This window comes from Chloracidobacterium thermophilum B, from assembly GCF_000226295.1.
Taxonomy (GTDB): Bacteria; Acidobacteriota; Blastocatellia; order Chloracidobacteriales; family Chloracidobacteriaceae; genus Chloracidobacterium; species Chloracidobacterium thermophilum.
In genome coordinates this window covers 1,057,211-1,080,183 of the sequence record NC_016024.1, presented here as the reverse complement: position 1 = coordinate 1,080,183, position 22,973 = coordinate 1,057,211, and the positions used below count along the sequence as shown (strand labels likewise).

18 protein-coding genes are annotated in these 22,973 nt (G+C 59.1%); 7 read left to right on the top strand and 11 right to left on the bottom strand.

The genetic code is table 11. The features are described from left to right. Positions 1–85: 85 nt before the first annotated feature. Positions 86–2,329, top strand: coding sequence for a TonB-dependent receptor (locus CABTHER_RS04480; protein ID WP_014099402.1), 2,244 nt, complete (start codon positions 86–88; stop codon positions 2,327–2,329). A 179-nt stretch (positions 2,330–2,508) separates the two neighbouring features. Continuing rightward, positions 2,509–3,684, top strand: a complete 1,176-nt coding sequence (locus CABTHER_RS04475; protein ID WP_014099401.1) for a glycosyltransferase family protein — start codon at positions 2,509–2,511, stop codon at positions 3,682–3,684. 27 nt (positions 3,685–3,711) lie between these two features. On the opposite strand, the gene CABTHER_RS04470 is transcribed toward CABTHER_RS04475, so the two are convergent. The 10 genes from CABTHER_RS04470 to bcp all read right to left on the bottom strand — a co-directional run bounded on the left by CABTHER_RS04470 (position 3,712) and on the right by bcp (position 14,855). Next, the gene (locus CABTHER_RS04470; RefSeq protein ID WP_014099400.1) at positions 3,712–4,551 is read right to left on the bottom strand and encodes a beta-1,6-N-acetylglucosaminyltransferase; all 840 of its coding nucleotides are present in this window, start codon (positions 4,549–4,551) and stop codon (positions 3,712–3,714) included. A 233-nt stretch (positions 4,552–4,784) separates the two neighbouring features. Further along, positions 4,785–7,109 (bottom strand): M1 family metallopeptidase, encoded by a 2,325-nt coding sequence (locus tag CABTHER_RS04465; protein ID WP_014099399.1) that lies wholly within the window; start codon positions 7,107–7,109, stop codon positions 4,785–4,787. Between the two features lie 38 nt (positions 7,110–7,147). After that, positions 7,148–7,447 carry a hypothetical protein gene (locus tag CABTHER_RS04460; protein WP_014099398.1) on the bottom strand — a complete coding sequence of 100 codons (300 nt, stop codon included), beginning with the start codon at positions 7,445–7,447 and terminating at the stop codon, positions 7,148–7,150. Next, the gene (locus CABTHER_RS04455) at positions 7,444–8,844 is read right to left on the bottom strand and encodes an aminopeptidase P N-terminal domain-containing protein (protein WP_081464694.1); all 1,401 of its coding nucleotides are present in this window, start codon (positions 8,842–8,844) and stop codon (positions 7,444–7,446) included. The genes CABTHER_RS04460 and CABTHER_RS04455 overlap by 4 nt, the downstream gene beginning before the upstream one ends. Then, positions 8,837–9,628: an indole-3-glycerol phosphate synthase TrpC gene (locus CABTHER_RS04450; RefSeq protein ID WP_014099396.1), complete on the bottom strand. Its 792-nt coding sequence runs from the start codon at positions 9,626–9,628 to the stop codon at positions 8,837–8,839. Before CABTHER_RS04450 ends, CABTHER_RS04455 begins: the two co-directional genes overlap by 8 nt. A gap of 10 nt (positions 9,629–9,638) precedes the next feature. After that, on the bottom strand, positions 9,639–10,460 hold the full coding sequence (locus tag CABTHER_RS04445; protein WP_014099395.1) for an SDR family oxidoreductase: 822 nt from the start codon (positions 10,458–10,460) through the stop codon (positions 9,639–9,641). Positions 10,461–10,469: 9 nt separating this feature from the next. Continuing rightward, positions 10,470–11,150 (bottom strand): carbonic anhydrase, encoded by a 681-nt coding sequence (locus CABTHER_RS04440; RefSeq protein ID WP_014099394.1) that lies wholly within the window; start codon positions 11,148–11,150, stop codon positions 10,470–10,472. 26 nt (positions 11,151–11,176) lie between these two features. Then, positions 11,177–12,778, bottom strand: a complete 1,602-nt coding sequence (locus CABTHER_RS04435; RefSeq protein ID WP_014099393.1) for a SulP family inorganic anion transporter — start codon at positions 12,776–12,778, stop codon at positions 11,177–11,179. A 49-nt stretch (positions 12,779–12,827) separates the two neighbouring features. Beyond that, entirely contained in the window at positions 12,828–14,357 is a 1,530-nt protein-coding gene (locus CABTHER_RS15550; protein WP_014099392.1) for a PrsW family glutamic-type intramembrane protease, read from the bottom strand. A gap of 36 nt (positions 14,358–14,393) precedes the next feature. After that, positions 14,394–14,855, bottom strand: coding sequence for a thioredoxin-dependent thiol peroxidase (gene bcp, locus CABTHER_RS04425; RefSeq protein WP_041569079.1), 462 nt, complete (start codon positions 14,853–14,855; stop codon positions 14,394–14,396). Positions 14,856–15,178: 323 nt separating this feature from the next. Here bcp and CABTHER_RS04420 point away from each other — a divergent pair, with 323 nt between their 5' ends. From CABTHER_RS04420 to serA, 4 genes are all read left to right on the top strand, one after another. Then, positions 15,179–17,770, top strand: coding sequence for a GumC family protein (locus CABTHER_RS04420; protein WP_014099390.1), 2,592 nt, complete (start codon positions 15,179–15,181; stop codon positions 17,768–17,770). Positions 17,771–17,838: 68 nt separating this feature from the next. Then, a complete protein-coding gene (locus CABTHER_RS04415) occupies positions 17,839–18,453 on the top strand; it encodes a lysoplasmalogenase (RefSeq protein WP_014099389.1) in 615 nt (204 codons plus the stop codon). Then, positions 18,450–18,920, top strand: coding sequence for an SsrA-binding protein SmpB (smpB, locus tag CABTHER_RS04410; protein WP_014099388.1), 471 nt, complete (start codon positions 18,450–18,452; stop codon positions 18,918–18,920). Before CABTHER_RS04415 ends, smpB begins: the two co-directional genes overlap by 4 nt. A 51-nt stretch (positions 18,921–18,971) precedes the next feature. Beyond that, complete coding sequence (gene serA, locus CABTHER_RS04405) at positions 18,972–20,561, top strand: phosphoglycerate dehydrogenase (RefSeq protein ID WP_014099387.1); 1,590 nt, start codon at positions 18,972–18,974, stop codon at positions 20,559–20,561. A gap of 37 nt (positions 20,562–20,598) precedes the next feature. Here the strand turns inward: serA and CABTHER_RS04400 are convergent, their stop codons facing one another. Continuing rightward, a complete protein-coding gene (locus CABTHER_RS04400; RefSeq protein WP_014099386.1) occupies positions 20,599–22,113 on the bottom strand; it encodes a cryptochrome/photolyase family protein in 1,515 nt (504 codons plus the stop codon). Between the two features lie 102 nt (positions 22,114–22,215). On the opposite strand from CABTHER_RS04400, the gene bchM reads away from it, so the two are divergent. Continuing rightward, complete coding sequence (bchM, locus tag CABTHER_RS04395; protein ID WP_148263935.1) at positions 22,216–22,896, top strand: magnesium protoporphyrin IX methyltransferase; 681 nt, start codon at positions 22,216–22,218, stop codon at positions 22,894–22,896. The last annotated feature ends 77 nt before the right edge of the window (positions 22,897–22,973 follow it).

The window sequence follows — 22,973 nt, the reverse complement described above, 5'->3', positions numbered from 1 at the left end:
GGTTGCATTCTTCTGGCCATCTTGGGTAGTTAGGAAAATTCGTGAAAATAAAAAGCTGTGAAACACGTATCTTCGGAGGACTTGTATGCCAGTGTGTTTCTCTTCTGCCCCGCTCAGATGGCGCTGGGCCCTCGGCTTCCTGGGCTGGTGTCTGCTCTGGGTTGCCAGTGCCGCAGCCCAGTCGGGATCAACGCTTCAGGGACGGGTCGTACTTGAACGGGATGACCGCCCCGTTTCGGAAGCCGTTGTGACCATCATCGAGCTGCGGCGTTCTGCCGTGACGGACGAAAACGGAAATTACCGTTTTGAAAACGTTCCACCGGGCAACTACCGGGTGTTTGCCCACCTGGATCGCATCCCGGATGTCGTCCAGTCAGTGATTGTCCAAGAACCAACGACGTTGGATTTCATGCTGAAACTCCGCGCCGAAACCGAACAGGTGACAGTGACGGCGACGCTTCGGGAAGAAACCACCCGCGATGCCATTCAGGCGGTCACGACCGTCAACAGCTTTGATCTGGCCGAGCGGGCGCCGGTGTCGCTGGGCGATGCCCTTGAACGGGAAGTCGGCGTCGCCAAACGCTCCTTCGGTCCCGGCACAGGGCGTCCGGTCATCCGGGGCTTCGATGGCGACCGCGTCCTCATCACACAGGATGGACTGACAACCGGCTCAATTGGCTTTCAATCGGGAGACCACGCCGAAATTGTGGACTTGCAGGGCGTCGAACGGCTGGAAGTGGTCAAGGGGCCGGCCACGCTGCTTTACGGCAGCACGGCTGTAGGGGGTGTTGTCAATGCCGTGACCGGCAATGAAGAGTCCCATCCTGGGCTGCAAGGCTACGTTACGGCCTTTGGCGGTACCGGCAATGCGCTTGGCGGCGGCAATGGAGGCATCAAATACGGCCGCGGCCCGTGGATGGTCTTTGCCAACGGTGGCGGGCAGCGGGCAGGTGATTACCGCACACCGCTGGGGGTCATCGAAAACTCCTTTGCCCGGAGCGGCAACGCCAGTGGCGGTGGGGGCTACTATGGCCAACGCGGCTTTTTCAACGTTGCCTACACTTATGCCGGGCAGAACTACGGCGTGCCGCCACTGCCGGACAACGATGACGATGAGCGAGTTCGGGAACGCGCCTTGCGCCCCAAGGGTGGCGAACCGGGTGAACTGGTTCGTCTCAATCCCCGGCGGCACGGGGTTCGGTTCCTGACAGGCGCCCGGAATCTCGACACCTTTTTCACTGACGTGCAGGTACAGCTTCAGTACAACCGCTACCGCCACGACGAAATCAAGGTTGAAACCAACGAAGTCGAAACGGCCTTCCGCAACGACACCTTCGCCTACCGTATCCTGGCTGACCACCGTCCGCTTGGACGCTTTCAGGGAACGTGGGGTGCTTCGGGCCTGTATCGGGACTATTCAACCCGGGGCGAGGAACTGCTGACGCCGGCGACGACCCAGACCAACTTTGCTTTCTTTGGGCTGGAAAAGGTGACGTTTGAACGGGCGGCCCTCCAGTTCGGCGGACGCATCGAGCGCAATGCCTACGCACCGACCGGCGGCAACCGGGCGCGCAGTTTCACCGGCTTTTCAGGTGGCGTCGGGCTGCGGGTGGGGCTGTGGGAAAACGGGGCGTTGACGGCCAACTACACGCACTCGTACCGCGCTCCGGCGCTGGAAGAGCTGTACAACTTCGGGCCGCATCCTGGGACGTTGCTGTTTGAAATTGGCGATGCCAACCTGAGCCGGGAACTCACCAATGGCATCGAGGTCAGTGTCCGGCACCAGTCACGGCGCGTCCGGGCCAGTGCCGGGTTTTACTACTACGACATCCGCTCGTTTGTTTTTCCTGTGTTGACGGGTGAGTTTGAAGATGGGCTGCCAGTGGGTGTGTTTACCCAGGGTGACGCACGCTTTTTGGGAACGGAAGCCCAGCTCGACATCAACCTGCATCCCAATCTCTGGTTTTACAGCCAGCTCGATTATACGAACGCTGAGCTGAAAACCGGCCTTCCCCTGCCCCGCATTCCGCCATTGCGCGCGCGGGTGGCACTGGAAGGAACGTTCAAGGGGCTGCGGTTGATGCCGGAGTTGCTGATGGCCAACCGGCAGGACCGGGTTTTCACGCTGGAAGAACCAACGGCCGGCTACACAGTGGTCAACCTTGTCGGGTCCTATACCGTCACCACGTCCCACACCGCGCATGTGTTTTCCGTCACCGGGTTCAATCTGGGCGACCGGCTCTACCGCAACCACCTGTCGTTTATCAAAGCGTTCGCGCCGGAGATTGGACGTGGGGTGCGGTTTACCTACACGATGCGGTTTTTCTGAGTGTCTGTGGTGCAAGTCCCGTAGTTACTGAGCAAGAAAGCCTGGCAGGTGTTTTTGCGTGCCCCAAAACACCTGCCTGACTCGGCTTCAGAGTTCTGGCGTAAACCGAACCTTGTGAAACCGGGCAAGGTGTGTGATTGTATTCCCAAAAGGTGAACTCCTTTCCCGGAGCAAGGTCAATGCGCGTCCTTTATATGGGCAATGAGCCGCCGGTTGAGTGGCGTGGAGCACCAATCGTGATGTACCGATTGGTTATTCAACCCAGCGACATGAAAGTCCTTGTGATTTCCCCGCCACTGGATGACACTTTTCCAGGCATCACCTTACCCTCGTTGCCTCCGTCGGTAACTTTCCTACCCTTCCGGTCACCGCAACTCATTCGCCGTTTGAAAAGAAGCCGCTTTTACGAATGGGCCTGGGCATACGAGCAATTCGTGGCAACCGGCTTTATATCGCCGTGGTTGTGGCAGAAGGTTCGCGCTTTCAATCCGGAAGTCATCGTTGCTTTGGCTGACAACAGCCTGAGCCACCTGGCGCGAAAATTGGCACGCCGGTTAAAAATTCCGCTGGCAACGTACTTTGCTGATTGGAAACCACGCTACTTTCCAGCTCTGGCCTCGACACGCCCCATGCTTGAGCGTAGGTGGCAAGAACTTTATCAACAAAGCGACGTAGCTTTCTGCACAAGTGAGGGTATGCGTGAAGCACTCGGGCCGCACCCCAATGCCCATGTCATTTACCCTCTAGGTAACTTGGAGGTGATTTCGCCCGCTACAGATGGTGAACAGCCAGCGAAGCACCAACCAACACTGGTTTATGCGGGAAACATTGAAGGCACATACGGAAGCATGCTGGCTCAGTTACGAAGGGCCCTGCTACAGCGTGGAAAGGCAAAAATTGCCCTCTACGGGCTTTGCGACTGGCCGGCGGAAGAGCAGGCCGCAGCACGGGCAGATGGTTCTTACCACGGCTTCACACCAAATCGTGAACTCGTGAAGCACCTTGCCAAAGCGGACTTTCTTCTCGTTGTCATGAGTTTTGACCCCAGTGTGCGCTTTTTTGTTGAGACAGCGTTCACGACGAAGTTCTGCGACTACTGCGCCTTTGGGAAGCCCATTATCGTTTGGGGCCCGGAATACTGCACGGTCGTAAAATTTGCTCAGCAACGTCGCAGCGCCTTGGTTGTCACTGATCCTTCCCCTCAATCCGTCTGCGATGCTGTGGAGAAATTAACTACTAATCGGGACGAGCAAAAAAGATTAAGTGAAGCTGCGATGCACTTGCACCAGGGTGAATTGAATCCTGTCGTGATACGGAGGAAATTCAAAAGTGAACTGGAAAAGATTGCAGGATAGTGTAAGAAAAAACCAGGCAGGTAAAGTTCAGGTGTCAAGAATTTCAGTATCAATGCGCTTAAGCAAAGTGGCGCTTTTCTCAAGATCAAATTTTCGTGCCCAAAGAGCGTCTGAAGCAATGATGGCTGACCAGTGGCGCTCGGTTAAGACATTGGGATGCCAATCTTTGGCGCCTTCCCAGTCAATATAGTGCCAGTTGCGATAAGCTCCCTTCAGCTCCCTGGCATTACCAAGAATGCTTTGTATCACAATCTCCTGGGGACAAGGTGACTGACGATCATCTTGCTGGTCATACTGTGTCAGGTAAAATTCTGTTACCGGATGACAGGCAATGTCCTGTCTCAGCAAATACTCTACTGCGCATTCGGAAAGAACCAGCCAGTTTGATCCGTGAAAAACGTAAAAGCTATCTCTGAACGGGATAACACTTCTCGGACGATAAATCTTGAGTGGGCGCCAGTAGAAACGACCATATCTGGAAATGAACGGTATATGACACAACGTGTACTTCCTGATGGCATCCTCAACATACTTATCAAGCAATAAATGACTTGCCTGGAAATTGACCAGACGCATGTCAATATAAAAGTCGTCTGTCAGTCCATCGAGAATTTTGGCAATGTGCGATGCTGACTTGATGGGGTAGCAGCTTTGAGAAAGTGTCACATACCAGCGGGGACGCCTTGGCTGCCGGAAAAGCACTTCAAGTTCGGCGACGGTTGCAAACACATTGATGATATTTGACCAACTGGTGCGACCTACTGCCGGGACAACCTGCACATCGTACCGCTCAATCAGTTCCCTGTTGAGCGGTGACTGGTAAGTGTCGTGGTGAAGTGCAATGCTCGCTTCCGGCAGTTCGCGCAAACGGGAAACAAGCGGGCCAGAAGCGGCCAATCAGTGCCGCGGTGGGAAAGAATGACAAACCCAACCCTGGAAGCCATAAACCGCCGGTACGCTCACAGATGATGGACTGAGTATATCCATCCGCCTCGACAAAGGGTAGCGGTGACACCTGGGTTGTTTTTCAGCCTCACCTTCCTGTGAAGGCCAGAAGCTGTTATCAGGAAGCTTACGGCCGTGGGTTATCGCCTTGGGGTTTACTCTGCCCCTTGCGCTCCAACTGCATCGGGTTGGGCGGCCCCTGACGCTGCTCCTTGAAAACCTGGAAACGTGACTTGACTGGACGGCGCGGGAAAAAGTTGTTCGCCAAAATCAGCGTCCGCCGTCTCTAATCGCGGGTCTAGCGTAATGCTCGCAATTTCTTTCGGCGTCACAATGAGCTTGGAGACTTCAAAGTTGTTGAGCCGCCAGATTTCAGCCGGAAAGCGCATTTCTTCCTTTGTGCCGTCCGTGTAGGTCACTTCCAGAATGATGGGCATGACCAAACCACCGATATTCTTGAAATCCACAAAGTAGAAATTCAGTCCGGCGTTGAGGATTTCTTTCTCGCGGTCGGTCAACGTCGCCAGAAACTGCCGATACATCTCCCGGTCAGTCTCGGTTACATCGAGTTCGTCATACCGGTTGTAAAAATCCTTCAGGTCAGGGTACTGATCCACCCGCTTTGGCAACGGTTTGTTGCGTTCCTGGGAAAGTGTTACTGGACGCGACTCACGTTCCTGGCGGCGAAGCCCCTTTTCAATGTAGGGATTCTGGGTGTCGAGGCGATACCAGCGGACATTCTCAATGGAAATGTCCACGTGGTCGGTCGAATAAAACCAGCCGCGCCAGAACCAATCCAAATCCACGCCGGAAGCGTCTTCCATGGTGCGGAAGAAGTCAGCCGGTTCCGGGCGTTTGAACTTCCACCGCCGGGCGTACTCTTTGAAAGCATAGTCAAAGAGTTCCCGCCCCAGAATCGTCTCGCGCAGAATGTTGAGGGCCGTCGCCGGCTTGGCATAGGCGTTGTTGCCAAACTGCAGGAGCGAATCCGACTGCGTCATGATGGGCACCTGGTTTTCGCTCTTCATGTAATCCACGATGTACTGTGGTTCACCCCGGAACGACGGATATTTTTCTTCCCATTCCTGTTCGGCCAGATACTGCAAAAAGGTGTTGAGACCTTCATCCATCCACGTCCACTGCCGCTCATCGGAGTTGACAATCATCGGGAAAAAGTTATGGCCGACTTCGTGAATGATGACGCTGATGAGACCGTACTTCGTACGCGCCGAATACGTGCCATCTTCAAGCGGACGCGGACCATTGAAACAGATCATCGGGTATTCCATGCCGCCTACGGGGCCGTTGACCGAAATGGCCACCGGGTAGGGATAGGTAAACGTGTAGCGCGAATAAACGTTGAGCGTGTGGATGATGGCGTGTGTGGAATACTTTTCCCACAAGGGATTGCCCTCGTTGGGATAGTACGACATCGCCATGACCTGGTTGCCCTCGACATTGTGCCCCATGGCGTCCCAGATGAACTTCCGCGAGGAAGCAAAGGCAAAATCGCGGACGTTTTCCGCCTGAAAAATCCAGGTTTTCCTGCCCGTGGGACGCCCCTGCTCCGCCCGCCGGGCCTCTTCCGGCGTCACGATGAGCACCGGCGCCGCCGCCGTTTTGGCGCGCTCCAGCCGTGCGATCTGCTCCGGCGTCAGCACCTGCCTGGGGTTCTGAAGGACGCCCGTCGCCGCCACGATGTGGTCATCCGGCACGGTGATGGACACGCGGTAGTTGCCAAACTCCAGCGTAAACTCACCGGCCCCAAGAAACTGCGTGTGCTGCCAGCCACGGTAGTCCGTGTAGGCGCACATGCGCGGAAACCACTGGGCGATTTCGTAAATGTAGTTCTTGTCCTTTGGGAAATACTCGTACCCGGAGCGCCCGCCGAGCTTCACGGCATCGTTGATGTTGTAGTTCCAGTCCACCGCAAAGCTCACCTGTTGGCCGGGCTTGAGCGGCGTGGGCAAATCCACACGCATCATGGTTTTGACGACGGTGTACCGGAGCGGCTGCCCCTTGGCGTCTTTTACGGCTGTGATCTTGTAACCGCCGTCGAATTCGGGCCGGCGCAGCAGGCTGTCGAGAACAGAGAAGGGCACGCGGTCCAGTCCGCCCGAAGTCTGGGCGCGGAAGGCGTCACTGTCCTTGGCAAAGATGTTCTGGTCGAGCTGCAACCAGAGGTAGCGCAGCTCATCGGGCGAGTTGTTTGTGTAGGTGATGGTCTCGCTGGCCTGGATGCGCTGGCGCTCGTCATCGAGTTCAACACTGATGACGTGGTCGGCGCGATTTTGCCAGTACCTGTGTCCCGGCGCGCCGGAGGCCGTACGGTATTCGTTGGGCGTGGGCAACACTTCATCGAGCTGGCGGAACTTGTCGCTGGGCTTGGACTTTGACTGGGCAACCGCCACAGCCGGGGTTTCCCACAGTGTCCAGCCCAGACACAGGGAAAGCAGCAGGCAGAAAATGGTTTGTCGCATCACGTGGGGTTTTGGGAAAAAGGAGTTTCACACAAAGACTACACTTCACCCAGCAGGCGGGCATACACGTAATCCAGGTCGCGCAACGAGGTTACGATATACACTTCCCGCGGCAGGCTGTCGTCACTGGTACTCAGGGCAACGGTGATGCCATTGTCCGGGCATTTGGCAAAACAGGGACGGCTGCTGATGCCCACACAGGTGCCAAAGCCATCCTTTTCGAGCTGTTTTTGGAACAGTGGACGAATCCGCGTCCCAAGGGCGGCCACGTCGCCGTCCGTCGCGCGACGGCTGCAACTGCTGCAAAACTTCACCCGGTCAAACAAAGGCTCACTCATGCGTGGTTTCCCTCCTCGGTCAGCGCGGCACAGCGAATGGCCTCAATGTCAGCCACTTCCTTGGGGACGGCGGCCGTCAGCACTTCGTTCCCGGTCCGTGTCACCAGCACATCGTCTTCGATGCGGACGCCGATACCGATGTAGTGCTCCGGCGTGTCATTGACGCCCGGCGCAAAGTAAAGTCCCGGCTCAACGGTGACGACACAACCGGGGCGCAGCTTTTCATACAGGTACTGGCCGTCGTGGGTTTCAGCGGTGAAGTACGTGCAGGCGTCGTGGACATCGCTGCCGAGCCAGTGACCGGCGCGATGCATGTAGTACTTCAGATAGGTTCGCAGTTCCCTGATTTCGTCGTGCGAACCGCTCAGCAGCCGGAGATGACGCAGGCCGTCAATCAGGGTGTCGAGGGCAACCTCGTGGTAGGCATTGAAGCGCGCCCCCGGCTGGACGGCAGCAATAGCGGCTTTTTGCGCCTGAAGCACCAGGTCGTAAATGTCGCGCTGGGCAGGGGTAAAACGGCGGCCGACGGGAAACGTCCGGGTGATGTCGCTGGCGTAGTAGCCATACTCCGCCCCGGCATCAATGAGCAGCAGATCGCCGTCGCGGAGCCGGCTGTTGTTCGTGTTGTAGTGGAGGATCGTGGCATTGGGGCCGCTGCCGACAATCGAGGTGTAGGAACTGCCCAGCGCGCCACGTTTGCGGAAGACGTACTCCAGTTCCGCCTCGACTTCAAACTCGTACTGCCCCGGACGCGCGCGCTCCATGGCCCGCAGATGGGCTTCGGCAGCAATGTCTGCCGCCCGGCGCATCCGCAGCAGTTCATCGGCATCTTTGACCAGCCGCATTCTGCCCAGCAGCGGCAGGGTGTCCCGGATGATGCCCGGCGCCGGCCCCTGGCGATGCCGTCGCCGTGCAGCGGCGCGGAAGGCCGTCAGAACCCGCTGGTTGAACTGCTCGTCCCGACCGAACTTGAAGTAGAGCGTCCGGGCGTGCTCAAGGTAGCGCCCAATCTCAGCGTCAAAGCTTTCAATGGGAAAGGCTTCGTCCGCGCCGTAGCAGGTGACGGCCCCTTCAACGCCGGCCCGGAGGCCATCCCACATTTCGCGTTCCGGGTCACGCGGACGGACGAACATGATGAACCTGGGACAGGGTCCCCCCACCAGCAACACGACCGCCTCCGGCTCTTCAAAGCCGGTCAGGTAATACACGTCGCTATCCGGCCGGTAGCGGTAGAACAGGTCATGGGTGCGGTGCGCTTCCGGCGGATTGTACAGCAGCAGCACATCCTCGCCGAGTTGCCGGAAGACCTGGCGGCGGCGTTTGGCGTAACGCTCGGCGTCAAAAGGCACAGGAGGGAAAACTTCACCAAAATGGTTGGATGGACGATGCTTAGGCATACGCTTTTCCAAGAAGGTTGACAAAAGCAGCTTCCAGGTCCGGCGCGCGCATCAGGTGCGTCCCGATGAGAAAGCGCGGGCAGTACGGAAGCAGCGCCTCGATGTCGGCGCGGCACCGGATACCGCTGGCTGCAATGGTCACAACCTGGGAAGGTACGCGCGGCGCAAGACGTTGCGTGGTCTCCAAAGAGATGTCAAAGGTCTCCAGGTTGCGGTTGTTGATGAGGATAACGGACGGGTCCAGCGCCAGGGCGCGTTCCAGTTCGGCTTCGGTCTGCACTTCCACAACCGGCGTCATATTCCAGCGTTGGATTTCAGCGGAGAGCCGGCAGAGCTGCTCGTCGTCGAGAATTTTGACGATGAGCAGTACAGCTTCCGCGCCAGCGGCACGTGCGGCGTGTATCTGACGCACATCGAGCACGAAGTCCTTGCACAGGGTTGGGCGGCTGGAACGGTGCGCCACGGCCGCCAGCAGGTCAAAACTTCCTCCGAAGTAGTCCGGCTCAGTCAGAACCGAAAGCGCGACGGCGTGGGCGTCATAAGCGGCCAGCACACGCGCCAGATCGGGCGTGGACTGCAGGACACCTTCGGCCGGTGACACAGGCTTGATTTCGGCAATGATGGCAGGTGCATTGCGGCACAAAGCCGGGAGGAACGTCCCCTGTGCCGGTGCCAGTTCAGACAGCGAAACCGGGCGGTGAGCGGCCACAGACCGGCGGCGGGCGGATACGATGTCGGCAAGGGTTGGACGGGCAGGTGCGCAGCTCATCATCCGGTCGGTCATCAGGCAGTCATCATCCTGGCTTCTGTTGCCATGTGGCCTGCCGGCGCTGTCCACGCTGGCGGAGGTAGGGGGCTACCCAGGTGGTCAGCGGAGGATACAGGCTGGTCAGTTTCGCCAGCCAGCCCCGATGTCGCGGCAGGGTCACTTCCAGCGGTCGGTGCTGCCGCGCTTCCTCGATAGCCGCCGCCACTTCGGCCACGCTCAGGATGCGCCCCCCGGAGAAGGTCAAAGCCGCTTCCGCCCGATGCACCTGCAAATCGAGCATCGGGGTCTGAACGGCATCCGGGCAGACAACCGTTACGGCCACCTTGTGGGGGGCAAGTTCCTGGGCAGCAGCCAGCGAAAAACCGCGCACGGCGAACTTGGATGCCGTGTATAGCGTCAATCCCGGCACGGCGGCAATCCCTGCCAGCGACGCCACGTTGATGATGTGTCCGCCGTGGGGCTGCCGGACCATCTGGCGGGCCGCCAGCAGGGTCCCGAAAATGACGCCCTTGGCGTTGATGTCCAGATGGTCATGGACAGCCGCCAGCGGCGCGGACAGCAGCGCATCCACGTGGAGATACCCGGCAATGTTCAACACCAGGTCGAGTTGTCCCCAGCGGCTGACGGTGTCGGTAATGGCGGCTTCCCAGGCCTGCTCATCCCGAACATCCAGCGCCCAGGGGACGGCTTCCCCGCCGGCTTCCGCAGCGAGGGCAGCACAGATGTCACGGACCTGCGCTGCAGCCCGGTCGGCAAAAACAACCCGATGACCGGCGCGGTAGTATGCCTCGGCGACGTAACGACCGATGCCACTGGCGCTACCGGTCACCAGCATGACGGATGACATGACAGAGACCTACAGCGACTCCGGCGGAAATTCGTAACGGTAAATATCGTCGGGCAAATCGCCCGGCCGAATCAAGGTCAGTTCCTGAAGCAAACCGGTGCGGATGTCATACACCCATCCGTGCAGCCATGGGCGTCCATGCTTGAGCCAGGATTTCTGGACGATGGAAGTCTCAGCGAGATTCCGCACCTGTTCAATTGTGTTGAGTTCGACGAGTCGGCGGAAGCGGGCCTCCGGGTCGGTGAATGATTCCAGTTCGCGGGCATAGTTACGGTACACGTCCTTGATGTGGCGCAGCCACTTGTTGATGAGGCCAAAGCTCTTGCGCGACATGGCAGCTTTGACACCACCGCAGTTGTAATGCCCGCAAATGATGACGTGGCGCACGCCCAGCACATCAATGGCGTACTCGACGACGCTCATCAGATTGATGTCCGTGTGGATGACGAGATTCGCCACGTTGCGATGGACAAACAGTTCGCCCGGCTCCGTGCCCGTAATGTCCTCGGCCGGCACACGACTGTCAGAACACCCGATCCACAGGTAGGCCGGCGACTGGACATCCTTCATGCGGATGAAGTAATCGGGACGCAAGTCAAGCTTTTCCTGTGCCCAGGCTTTGTTGGCAAGCAACAGCTTGCGGTACTCGTTCATGCCGTTGACGGACGACTCTGGCAAACGTTCAGTCATAGGGGTGCTCGCTTTGAGGTGTCTGGTCAGTGGGCCGGTTGTGGTTGCGCCAGACGCGGCGCCTTTTCGTCGAAGTTACTTGTGCTCACCGTGATATTCCGATACCTGGCGGCAGCTCGAAATTCATTCACCACGTCGAGGATGTCCTGATCCACGTAGAGCGCACGTGTGCCGTCAATGAACAGGGTTGCGCCATCGGGAATGCTCTGGAGCTTGCGCTTGAGTTCAATCTTGTTGATGAACGTGGCGTCCTTGTTGAAGCGCAGCAGGTAGGCGTCTTCGTGACTGACCAGCGTGACGGCTGAGCGGTAGTTGGCGCGGATGACGAAGAACAGTCCAAAGACAAGACCGATACCAATACCCACCAGAAGGTCTGTCGCCACGATGGCCACCACCGTAACGACAAAAGGAGCAAATTGCGCATAGCCCTGGGCATACATCGCTTTGAACAGTTCCGGTTTGGCCAGCTTGTAGCCCACGAGCAGGAGAATGGCCGCCAGAGAAGCAATGGGAATCCGGTTGAGCAGCCCCGGAATCGAAAACACGGCAAACAACAGCAGGAGGCCGTGGATGAAAGCTGACATGCGGGTTCGTCCACCGGCGTAAATGTTGGCCGTGGTGCGGACGATGACCGACGTGAGCGGCAGACCGCCAATCAGCCCGCTCACCATGTTGCCCACGCCCTGCGCAAACAGTTCCCGGTTGGGCTGGGAAATCCGCTTGAAGGGGTCCATTTTGTCGCTTGCCTCAACGCACAACAGCGTTTCGAGACTGGCAACAACGGCCAAGGTCAGGGCCAACTTGATGATCTCGGCACGTTGCAGTGCCTGTACATCCGGGAAGGTGAACTGGGCGATGAAGCTCTGGAGGTCAGTTGCCACCGGCAGGGCCACCAGGTGCGCTTCCTCAGCGCGGAGATAAAGCTGGCTTCCACTCCAGCGCAGTGTCTCATTGATGAGCAGACCCAACACGACCACCACCAGCGGGCCGGGAAGCAAAATCAGCCATGGAATCTGCTTGAGCCGGGGATGCTCCCAGACTAGGAGAACCACCAGAGACAGCAGGGTAATCCCGACGGCCGTCGGCTGGGCGCTGAAGATGCCGGCAATGATGGCGCCGATAGTTGAGCTTTCCTCGAAATTGAGAAAGCTGAGGGTATCGGTGAAGGTAAAGTCCTGGTCGCGTCCCAAAGCATGGGGAATCTGCTTGAGGATGATGACGATCCCAATGCCGGCCAGCATGCCTTTGATGACGCAGTTCGGAATGTAATCCGCCAACCCACCGCCGCGTATCAGGGCAAAGACAATCTGAAACAGTCCGGCCAGCACGACCGCCGCAAGAAACGCGCGAAAGTCGCCAGCAGTGGCAATCCCCTGGGCCACAATCACGGCCAGCCCGGCCGCCGGGCCGCTCACCGACAGGGCTGAACCCGAAAGCGGAGCGATGATGATCCCCCCGACGATGCCGGCAATGATGCCGGAAAACAGAGGCGCATTGGACGCCAGGGCAATCCCCAGACACAGAGGCAGGGCCACGAGAAAGACCACGACGCCGGCCGGGAAGTCGTAGCGCAGGTTGGCACGGATGCCGGAATCGAGGCGCCGGGGGGCAGACTCCAGTGTGTTCATGGCTCAGTCTTTCGGAGCAGAAGCCACATGCGCCCACCATTCGGACGCTTCAGACCTGCTCCCGTAAACGGAGGATTTCAGCTTGCAGCCGTGGAATCTGCGGCAGGCTACGGGTTTCACTTTGGGCGGCCACGGCCCGCTGAACGTGCCAGTAGGAAAGTCCCAGCTTCGAGACGTTGCGGAGGAAAGCGCGGCGCGCGGCAAAGTTCCCCTGGAGCGGCCACAGGGTACGGCGGAGGGTGGAGGTGGCAATAGCCAATTGTTCCGGCGTGATGAGGCCGCGGGCAACCTCGACAGACAGCATCTCCCGGAGAATCTTCCCCTCGCGCCGCGCAACATAGATGAGAAAGCCAATGAAAGCCAGAAAGAACGGCACTTCAAACAGGGCGTAGCCAATGAGAAAGCCAGCGCCTAAAAAGGTAGCCATGCCATTCCAGACCATGTGCAGGATGACCGCCAGGATGTAGCCACCGAGCGGCGCCAGAATGCGCACGGCAAGATTATGGGACTCCCGCGCCAGACCACACCCGATGCCGGTCATTGCCGTGAAGGTCACGTGGGCAAAGGGAGACATGATGCCCCGCATGATGAAGACGATCAGCAGTCTCTCCAGCCCACCACCGAGCAGGCTCCGCCCGTAATAGAGAATGTTCTCCACGGTGGCAAAACCAAGGGCAATGAAGCTGCCATAGACCACCCCATCCACGATGTCGTCGAACTCCCGGCGGAGGAACAGCAATATGAGCAGCAGCCCCAGTCCCTTCGACCCCTCTTCCACAATGGGCGCCGAAATCACGCCACCCACGATGTTCCCGGCGACTTCGCCCCCCACACTGAAAGCGATGGCTCCAAAGAGTGAGTTCAGGATGTAGGACACCACAACGGCCACCAGACCGCCCCAGGCAAAGGACGCCGCCAGGGCCCAAACCGGTTCCGGGTCATACCGGTCCAGCCACAGAAAGGGCAGCATGTAGAAAAATGCTGGGACAAACGCCACTACTGTGGCAATGATGGCAACGACAATCCCCAACTCGGACAGCACGATGAGCGCCACAACAAGGGTGAGCACCAGGCAGACGAGGATGCCCACCGCCGCGCCAATGTACACCCCCATTGGCGAAGCCTCTGCTTCGGGCGCCATAGGCTTGCGCTCCGGGTTGTACATCCCCAAACCGGCAATCGTTTCCCGCAGGCGCGCCGTGCCTCCGTCAGCAGCCGCCGGATGACCGAAGGTGGGCGCCCCCGGCGCAAAGGCCGCCGGGCTGGTCACTGGCGCTTCCAAAGCAACCTGCAAACGAACACCGGGGTTGCCCAGCTCGATAATGTCTCCATGATTGAGGCGGGCGCGCTGAATCCGCTGGCCGTTGACGTATGTACCGTTCGTACTCTGGTTGTCCACCACGTAGAATCCGTCCGGCTCAGCCTGAATCAGACAGTGGCGGGACGACACCATACTGTCCACGGCTGGGTTGAACCGGATTCCAGCATCCGTGCCACGCCCCAGAAGCAGCGCACCCTCATGCAGCCGATAGACCTGACCGTTCAGGGAACCATTCAGAACAGACAGACAGAGTCGCATACTCTCCTCTCAGACCCAGCCGAAGGCACAGGGGCATCAAGCCAACCCAAAGGCAGCCAGCACTTCCCGGCTGTGATTTTCGACGTCAACCTTGTCGAATACCTTGATCAGAATGCCCTGCTCATCAATGAGAAAGGTCTTGCGGGCAAGGCCCATGAACTTTTTGCCCTGCCACTCCTGCTCGCCATACACGCCGTAGGCTTCTGAAACCGCATGGTTGGTATCGGCCAGCAGGGTAAAGGGAAGCTGGTACTTTTCGGCAAAGGCCCGGTGGGAGGCTTCGTCATCGAGCGACACGCCCAGCACGACGATCCCCTTCTCCCGGTAGTCGGCATAGGCATCGCGGAAGCTACAGGCTTCTTTGGTACAGCCTGGCGTATCGTCTTTGGGATAGAAGTACAGCACGACTTTCTGACCACGGAACTGTTCGAGACTCACGGGGTTGCCGTGCATGTCGGGCGCGGTGAAGGGCGGCGCAGGCGAACCTACTTCAGGCATATCCACCTCTCAGTGTTGGCAGGGATGAGAAACACGGGCAGACTAGACCAATTTTCACCGGCCAAACAACGTTCTTCCTCAGCGGCTCGCCAGAGCGTTGGTATCTTGCTGTTCAGCCAAGGGTAAACGCGATATAGTGGGGGCAGGTTGGCCAGCGGCAACGATTTGCGGTGTGTCTGCGGACATCACTGGCCAGCCCATATCAACGTTGGCTCGTATTGACTTTGGTTTGAAGATTGGATTTGCGACCGGTTCGCCACAAGCATTCCACTTGTGTTTTCAGACGTTGGTCCGCACACGCAACGTCACCCCAGATAACGGCCATGCCACAAGAACATCCGAACAACAACGTCATGCTTGCGCCGACGGCGGCCGAGCTGGACCTCGCCACGCCAACCGTTCAGGATCGCATGCGCCGGCGTGGGAGCTATCAGTACACCCTGCCGCAGGAAGATGCCGGACAGCCAATCCGGCAGGCGTTCCTGACGATTCTGCGGTACAAGTTTACGGTCATTCTCTGTGTCGTGCTGACGATGACCGTCACCGGGCTGGCGCTTTCGCGCATGCAGCCCGTTTACGAGGCGTCCAGCCACATTGAAGTTGCCCCGGAAAAAGAACTTTATTCCTCAAGCGGGCGCATTGCCTTTGTGCCCTATTCGGTGGACCCGGATTACCTCAACACGCAGATTCGTAAAATTTCGAGTCCTTCGTTGCTTGTTGAAGTCGTCAAGACCCTCAAGCTCGACCGTGACCCAAAGTTTCTGGCTACTGGGCCGACCACGCTCAGCGCGGCGCTGCTCGATCTCATCCGCTCTCCCCGTGGGCCGCGCAAGCCTCCCCAGAGTGAAACAAAATCTGCGGAGTTGCCGGAGGCCAGCCCCACTCCTGCCACCACTGAAGATGAGCTTCAGCGCTATGCGCCGCAGATTGGGCGACTGGCCAGTGGACTACAAGCCTACAATGTCCCCCGCACACGCCTCGTCCGCATTACCTTCCAGCACCACGACCCGGAAACAACCAAGGCGGTGGTCAACACTGTGGCCGAGGTCTTCGCCCGCCGCAATGTTTCCGACCGCCTCCAGCAGGGCAGCAGCCAGAAGGAGTTTCTGTCCTCGACGGCCGCGCGCCTCCAGCAGGAAATTCTCGAAGAAGAACGAAAACTGACGGAGTATTTGCGCACACGGAAAATTGTCTCGCTCAAACCGGAAGACAACCCGGAAGTGGCCCGGCTGACCGGACTCAACCAGGCTCTGCTCGAAGCCGAAAAAGAGCGCCTGCGCGCCGAAGAACGTTACCAGGCCAGTCTGACTCAGCCCATTGACTCCCTCGACGAAATGCAATCGGATCCGGAGCTGCAGAAGCTGCGGGGCAAAATCTCCGAACTGAAACAGCGCCGTCTCGAACTGCTCGGAACCTACACGGAACTGCACCCCGATGTGGTGCAGATTGATCAGGTGCTGGCCCAGGCCGAAAACGAACTCAAGGAAGCGAAAGCGAACACGCTGGTTCGCATCAAAACGGCCTACGAAAACGCCAAGCGACGCGAAGAAGAACTGCGTGCACGGGTTGAAAAACAGCGCAATGAGGTCGTCACCCAAAATGGCGACGGCGTCATGCAGCGCATGATGCAGGACAACATTGACAACAAAAAGAAGATGCTTCAGGCGTTGCAGGCAACCACCAAGGATACCGAAATCAACCTGCGCATGGACCTCAACAACATCACAGTCGTGGACCGCGCCGGCACTCCTGGCGCGCCCATCAGCCCACGGGTGAGCTACACCCTCAGCGTTGCCTTTTTCCTCTCCCTTTTTGGCGGTGTCGGTCTTGCTTTTGCGCGGGAATATCTCAACACCCGCATCAAGTCCGTCGAAGACGTGGATCGGTTGCTGAACCTCCCGACGCTGGGGCTGATTCCCCAGGTTTCGCCCAAAGAACTCAGCAAAAGCAGCGGGTATTACAGCTATGGCGGCGAAACCAGGGCGCTGGCCAAACTGGCCGATGGACGCCCGCTGCCGGCCGATTTCAACGTCGGTCTCAGCGCCTTTGCCCTCTCGGCTTCGCCGATTGGGGAAGCCTACCGCCAGCTTCGGACTTCCATCCTGCTTTCTTCATCCGAGGATGTTCGCAACCGCATCATTCTCATCACCAGCAGCCAGCCAGGTGAGGGTAAAACGACGACCTCATTCAACACGGCCATCTCGCTGGCCCAAACCGGGGCTTCGGTCCTGCTCATTGACTGCGATCTGCGGCGTCCGCAACTCCAGAAGCTGTTTGACAGCTACGGACAGGAACGCACTTTCCAGCCGGGGCTGTCCCGGTATCTCTCCGGGCAGTGCAAAATTGGCGAAATTTTCACGCCTTCCCCGATTCCCTACCTGACGCTCATTACCTGCGGGCAGATGCCGCCCAACCCGGCCGAACTGCTTGGTTCACAACGCATGCGGTCGCTGCTGGCGTATGCCGTCGAAAAGTTCGACTACGTCATTCTGGACACGCCGCCCATGCTCTCCTTTGCCGACGCCACAATTCTCGCGGCGATGGCCGACAGCGTCATTCTGGTGGTCAACTGCCAACGCTCGAAACGGGAGATTGTGAAACGCACCTGCCGGAAGCTGGATGAAACGAACACCCGCGTCCTGGGCGTGGTTCTCAACGGGATGACCCAGGAACAATCCAGCTACTATGGCTACGACTATTACGGCTACAGTTCCTACTACCGCTACAGTCAGGCCGTAACTGTCAATGGCGATGGCAAGGCGAGCGGCCCCAAACCGCCTCCGTCGGCCTCTGAGGTCTTTGAGCAGCTCAAGGTAGCCTTGGATGAGCAGCAGGCGGCGGACGACCGCGTGCCACCGGCTCCTGATGCGTCACCAGCCGGTAATTCGTCCAACAATGGGCACAAGGCTGGATAAAGCGGAGGTATCCGGCCATCCCCAGCTCGCATCCCGGTCAACGTGGCTTCCCGGCGGTTTTCAGCCTGTTGGCACTGGCTTACCTGGGAACCCTCCCCTGGCTGCCATATCCGGGCAGCTTTCTTCTGAAGGCCCTGCCGGTGCTGGTCGCCGCCGGGTGGTTGCTGCGTACCGCCCGGTCCACCGGCGGGCGGCGCGTTGGCTACGGACTGCTCTGGTCAGCGCTCGGCGATGTGGCGCTGGCCCTGGATGACCGGTTCTTTCTGGTCGGGCTGACAGCGTTTCTCATCGCGCACCTGTGCTACATAGCCGCCTTTGGGCCGGAGGCGCAGCTTCAGCGTGCCCGGTTGTTCCGGGCAGGCGGCGTGGCGGCCTACGGGATGGCGCTGGGCGCGGTTCTGGGGCAGGCCACCAACTGGCAGCCTCCCATTCTGCTCTACGCTGTTGTTTTGACCAGTATGGGTGTCACGGCGGCGCTGCGCCAGGGAAGCCGGCTTGTGTTTCTGGGAGCGCTGGCCTTTACGGTCTCGGACAGTCTCCTCGCCTGGGACCGCTTCCTGATACCCCTGCCGCTGGCCCATCTCTGGGTCATGCTGACCTACTATCTGGCACAGGGCCTCATCACTGGTGGTATGCTGGACGACCAGATTTTGCAAGGCAGTGAAGGATACCCGGACTCATGACCGCGTCTGCCACTGACGGCATCAAACTCATCGCTTCCAATCGGGAAGCCTACTTTGACTATTTCATCCGCGAGACGTATGAAGCGGGGCTTGAACTCGTCGGCACGGAGGTCAAGGCCCTGCGCGAAGGCCGGGTCAATCTCAAGGATGCCTACGTCGTCATTCGGAACGGTGAAGCCTGGCTGATGGAAGCACACATCAGTCCATATTCACACGGCAACCGGTACAACCACGATCCCCGGCGCACCCGGCGGCTGCTGCTCCACAAACGCGAAATTGCCAAACTGGCGGCAGCCACTCAGGAACGTGGATTGACGGTCGTCCCAACCAAGCTGTATTTCAAGCGCGGACGCGCCAAAGTCGAAGTTGCCATTGCCAAAGGCAAGAAAACCTATGACAAGCGCGAAACCGAACGCCGCCGCGACCTTGAGCGTGAAACGCGCGCGGCACTCAAGTCACGCCGTTAAGCCCCCACACAGTACGCCCCCGGACTTCACTTCCTTCGATTCAAGCCTGCTATGACCATCCACCGTGTTCTCGTCTGTGGCAACCTGGCCGAAGATGGTCTCAGCATTTTGCGCCAGACACCCAACATTGCCCTCGATGTCAAGCCGGAACTCAAAGAAGACGAACTGGCTGAACTCATTGCCCCCTACCACGCGCTCATTGTGCGCAGCGATACCCGTCCGACGGCCAAAGTCATCGCGGCGGCGGACAACCTCAAGGTCATCGGGCGGGCCGGCACCGGTGTGGACAACATTGATGTCGAGGCCGCGACCAAGCGCGGCATCGTGGTGATGAACACCCCCGGCGGTAACAGTGTCACCACCGCCGAACACACCTTTGCCCTGCTGATGGCTACAGCCCGGCACATTGCCCAGGGCACGATGAGCCTCAAGCAGGGCCGCTGGGAACGGAAGAAGCTCGTCGGCGTCGAACTGTCTGGCAAAACCCTGGGGATCGTTGGGATCGGACGCATCGGCAGCCTCGTGGCCCAGCGCGCGGCGGCCTTCGGCATGCACACGGTTGGCTATGATCCTTACCTGACGCGGGAAGCCGCAGCCAAGTTGGGTATCGAACTCGTCGCGCTCGATACCCTGTTTGCGCGCGCCGATTTCATCACCCTGCACGTCCCGCTGACGGATGAAACCCGGCATATCATCAATGCCGACGCCTTCCGCAAGATGAAACGTGGCGTCCGGCTCATCAACTGCGCCCGTGGCGGACTGGTGGATGAGACCGCCCTTGCCGCCGCCCTGCAGGACGGCACGGTGGCGGCTGCCGCGCTCGATGTCTTCGAGGAAGAACCGCCGCCGCCCGATCATCCGCTTCTGGCACTGCCCAACCTCACCTGCACTCCGCACCTTGGCGCTTCAACGATGGAAGCACAGGTGAGCGTGGCCGTCTCGATTGCCAGACAAATTGTGGATTTTCTCGAAACTGGCGTCATCTTTGGTGCCGTCAACGCGCCTTCGGTGAGTGCTGAGCTGATGTCTGAACTACGGCCCTATGTGGACCTTGGCATTAAGCTCGGCATGTTTCAGGGGCAGGCCTTCGGCAGTCACGTACGCCGTCTGGTCATTGAATACAGTGGCAAGGTCGCCGACTTGGACGTGCGTCCCATCACCCAGGCGATTCTGGTCGGGCTGCTTTCAGGGACGAGCAATCGGGTCAACTTCGTCAATGCGGCGCTCATTGCCGAAGAACGCGGCATGGTCGTCTCGGAAACCAAAAATCGCGTCGCCAAGGACTTTGCCAGCCTTATCGCCCTCTGGGCAGAGACTGACCAAGGGGAAAGCGATGTGGCCGGCGCCATTTTCCGTGAGTCCGATCTGCGGATCGTCCGGGTCAACGGCTTTCCCATCGAAGCCATCCCGAAAGGGCACATGCTGCTGTGTGCCAACCGGGACCAGCCCGGCGTGCTGGGGCGGATTTGTTCCACACTCGGCGATGGCGGCGTCAACATTGCCCGGCTCTACCTTGGACGCAAGGAAGTCGGCGGGACGGCCATTTCCCTCATCCAGGTGGATTCACCCGTGCCCGATGAAGTCATGGCCAAGCTGCACGAGATTCCGGCGGTTCTCAAGGCACGGTGTATTCACCTGTAGCGATGTGGCGCAGGTCACACGGCCTGTTCATTTCAAACTAAAGCTCTTCCAGACGGGTGAGCAGCGTGGCGGCCCAGGCCAGTGTGGCGGTGCGTTCCTGTGGGTCCATGTTGTCCCAGGCAGCGTACATCATGCGCATGCGCTGGTTTGGAAACAGCTTGGCACGGTGTCGGTCGAGAAAGTCCCAGTACAGGCTGTTGAACGGGCAAGCACCTTCTCCATGGCGCTGCTTCGGGTTGTAGGCACAGCCCTGGCAGTAATCGCTCATGCGGTTGATGTAGGCAGCACTGGCCACGTAAGGCTTTGTGGCCAGAAAGCCGCCGTCGGCGTACAGTGACATGCCCAACACGTTGGGCAGCGTGACCCACTCATAGGCGTCTATGTACGCCAACCAGAACCACTCGTTGACTGCCTGTGGCAGCACTCCGGCCAGCAGCGCAAAGTTGCCCAGCACCATAAGGCGCTGAATGTGGTGCGTGTGTCCGGTCTGCTGAAGTTGGGTGATGGTTTCCCGGAGACACTGCATCCGCGTCTCGCCATCCCAGTAGTAGTGCGGCAGTGGACGGGTGTCGCCAAAGAAGTTGGCCTGGGCCATTTCCGGCATGCGCAGCCAGTAGATTTGATAGATGAACTCCCGCCAGCCGATGAACTGCCGGATGACGCCTTCCACGGAGTTGAGCCGGGCTTTTCCGGCACGGTACGCCTGCTCGGCCTGCCTGGCCGCTACCAGCGGATCAAGCAGGCCGACATTGACATAAGGTGATACCAGAGTGTGGTACAGCGCAGCCTGCCCGCGCACCATGGCATCTTCATAGGGGCCAAAAAGATCAAGCCGGTGTTCGATGAAATCCTGGTAGGCATCTTCGGCCTCGGCGCGGGTCGTGGCCCAGTGGAAGGGTTCGATGACGCCGTAACCATCGGGGAAATCCCGTCGTACCCAGTCCATCACCTCACGGGTGATGGCATCCGGGGCATAGCGGGGCAGAGGCGGAAACCGATGGTCCGGCGGCGGCACCTGGCGATTTTCCCGGTCATAGTTCCACGTGCCGCCCGTCGGTTCGCCGTCCGGCTCCATCAGCAGCCCCGTCATCTGCCGCATGCGCCGGTAGAAGTTTTCCAGAACGAGCGTTTTCTTTCCCTGCGCCCGGGCGGCAAACGATGCCCGGTCGCTGATGAACATGGTCGTCGGCAGGATGTCAAGTGACAGTCCATGCGCGGCAACAAGGCGTTTCAGTAGTTCGGCAACCCCGTATTCGTTGGGTTCCATGAGCCAGATGCGGCTTGGACGGTGCTGGCGGAGATAGGCCACGAGACCGGCTTCAAAATCGGGCTGTTCACGGTAGTAGTCCACCGTCCACCCTTGGGCGCGCAGTTCTTCCGCATAGTGCCGCATGGCTGAAAAGAGAAAGACGAGCTTCTGCTTGTGGTAGCGCACCCGTCGTGCATGGGCGGCTGACTCAATCATCAGCACCCTGGCTGTGGAGCGTTCCACCCGTTCAAAAGCCGGATGGCAGCGCACCAACTGATCGCCCAGAATCCAGATGGTTTCCATAGCTGACCTGCCTGAATACAGGCTTGACTTTCCGGGGCCCGGATTGGACGCTGGAAGGGAGGTGTGTATTTCAAACCGTTTGAGCTGTGGAGTGCAACCCCGATGCCATCTTCATACGCGACGGCGCAGGATCGCATTCGCCACTACTTTGATACCGTTGGCTTTGAAAAATGGCAGCGTTTTGCGCGCGGTGAAGCGCAAAATCGGATTCAGGCGAGCATTGTCGCCGGTCGTGAGAAGACCATGGCCACGATTCTGGCGTGGGGCGGCAACTGGCAGGGGCGGACTGTTCTTGACGCAGGTTGCGGCACCGGCGCCTTCGCCCGTCGCCTTGTGGACGCCGGCGCGTGCGTCACGGGTGTGGATATTTCAGCCCGTGAAGTCCAGGCCGCCCGTGAACGGGTCCCGGAAGCCACGTTTCACGAAGCGGATTTCTACGGCGTCACCGAGGTCTTCGACACCATCGTGTGCCTGGACAGCCTGATTTACTACGAGGAAGATGACCTGGTGCAACTTCTGCGGCATCTGGGGACGCACACCCGCGAAGCACTCTACTTCACCTTCACGCCCAGCACGGCTTTCTTCAAGGTGATGCATGCTGTCGGAAAGCTCTTTCCCAAAGGCAACACATCCCCTGCCATTGCCCAGATCAAAGCCAGGCGGCTCTATGCGCGCCTGGCGCAGGAAACCTCGCTGCGGGTGCACCGCGCCGTCCATATCAGCTCCAGCTTTTACCAGACCACTCTGGTTGAATTGCGACCCGATGAACTTCCGAGCCAGTGAGCCACTCCGGGACCAAACCGGGACAATAAAACCGGCGTTCCCTGGAAGGATTGACCGGGAAACGCCGGTTGACACGT

Excerpts from the sequence above, each read along its gene's own strand:
- CABTHER_RS04400 (WP_014099386.1), bottom strand. The coding sequence starts at position 22,113 with ATGGAAACCATCTGGATTCTGGGCGATCAGTTGGTGCGCTGCCATCCG.
- CABTHER_RS04480 (WP_014099402.1), top strand. The coding sequence starts at position 86 with ATGCCAGTGTGTTTCTCTTCTGCCCCGCTCAGATGGCGCTGGGCCCTC.
- CABTHER_RS04455 (WP_081464694.1), bottom strand. The coding sequence starts at position 8,844 with ATGCCTAAGCATCGTCCATCCAACCATTTTGGTGAAGTTTTCCCTCCT.
- bcp (WP_041569079.1), bottom strand. The coding sequence starts at position 14,855 with ATGCCTGAAGTAGGTTCGCCTGCGCCGCCCTTCACCGCGCCCGACATG.
- CABTHER_RS04445 (WP_014099395.1), bottom strand. The coding sequence starts at position 10,460 with ATGTCATCCGTCATGCTGGTGACCGGTAGCGCCAGTGGCATCGGTCGT.
- CABTHER_RS04435 (WP_014099393.1), bottom strand. The coding sequence starts at position 12,778 with ATGAACACACTGGAGTCTGCCCCCCGGCGCCTCGATTCCGGCATCCGT.
- CABTHER_RS04420 (WP_014099390.1), top strand. The coding sequence starts at position 15,179 with ATGCCACAAGAACATCCGAACAACAACGTCATGCTTGCGCCGACGGCG.
- CABTHER_RS04450 (WP_014099396.1), bottom strand. The coding sequence starts at position 9,628 with ATGACCGACCGGATGATGAGCTGCGCACCTGCCCGTCCAACCCTTGCC.
- smpB (WP_014099388.1), top strand. The coding sequence starts at position 18,450 with ATGACCGCGTCTGCCACTGACGGCATCAAACTCATCGCTTCCAATCGG.
- CABTHER_RS04460 (WP_014099398.1), bottom strand. The coding sequence starts at position 7,447 with ATGAGTGAGCCTTTGTTTGACCGGGTGAAGTTTTGCAGCAGTTGCAGC.
- CABTHER_RS15550 (WP_014099392.1), bottom strand. The coding sequence starts at position 14,357 with ATGCGACTCTGTCTGTCTGTTCTGAATGGTTCCCTGAACGGTCAGGTC.
- CABTHER_RS04465 (WP_014099399.1), bottom strand. The coding sequence starts at position 7,109 with ATGCGACAAACCATTTTCTGCCTGCTGCTTTCCCTGTGTCTGGGCTGG.
- CABTHER_RS04440 (WP_014099394.1), bottom strand. The coding sequence starts at position 11,150 with ATGACTGAACGTTTGCCAGAGTCGTCCGTCAACGGCATGAACGAGTAC.
- bchM (WP_148263935.1), top strand. The coding sequence starts at position 22,216 with ATGCCATCTTCATACGCGACGGCGCAGGATCGCATTCGCCACTACTTT.
- serA (WP_014099387.1), top strand. The coding sequence starts at position 18,972 with ATGACCATCCACCGTGTTCTCGTCTGTGGCAACCTGGCCGAAGATGGT.
- CABTHER_RS04475 (WP_014099401.1), top strand. The coding sequence starts at position 2,509 with ATGCGCGTCCTTTATATGGGCAATGAGCCGCCGGTTGAGTGGCGTGGA.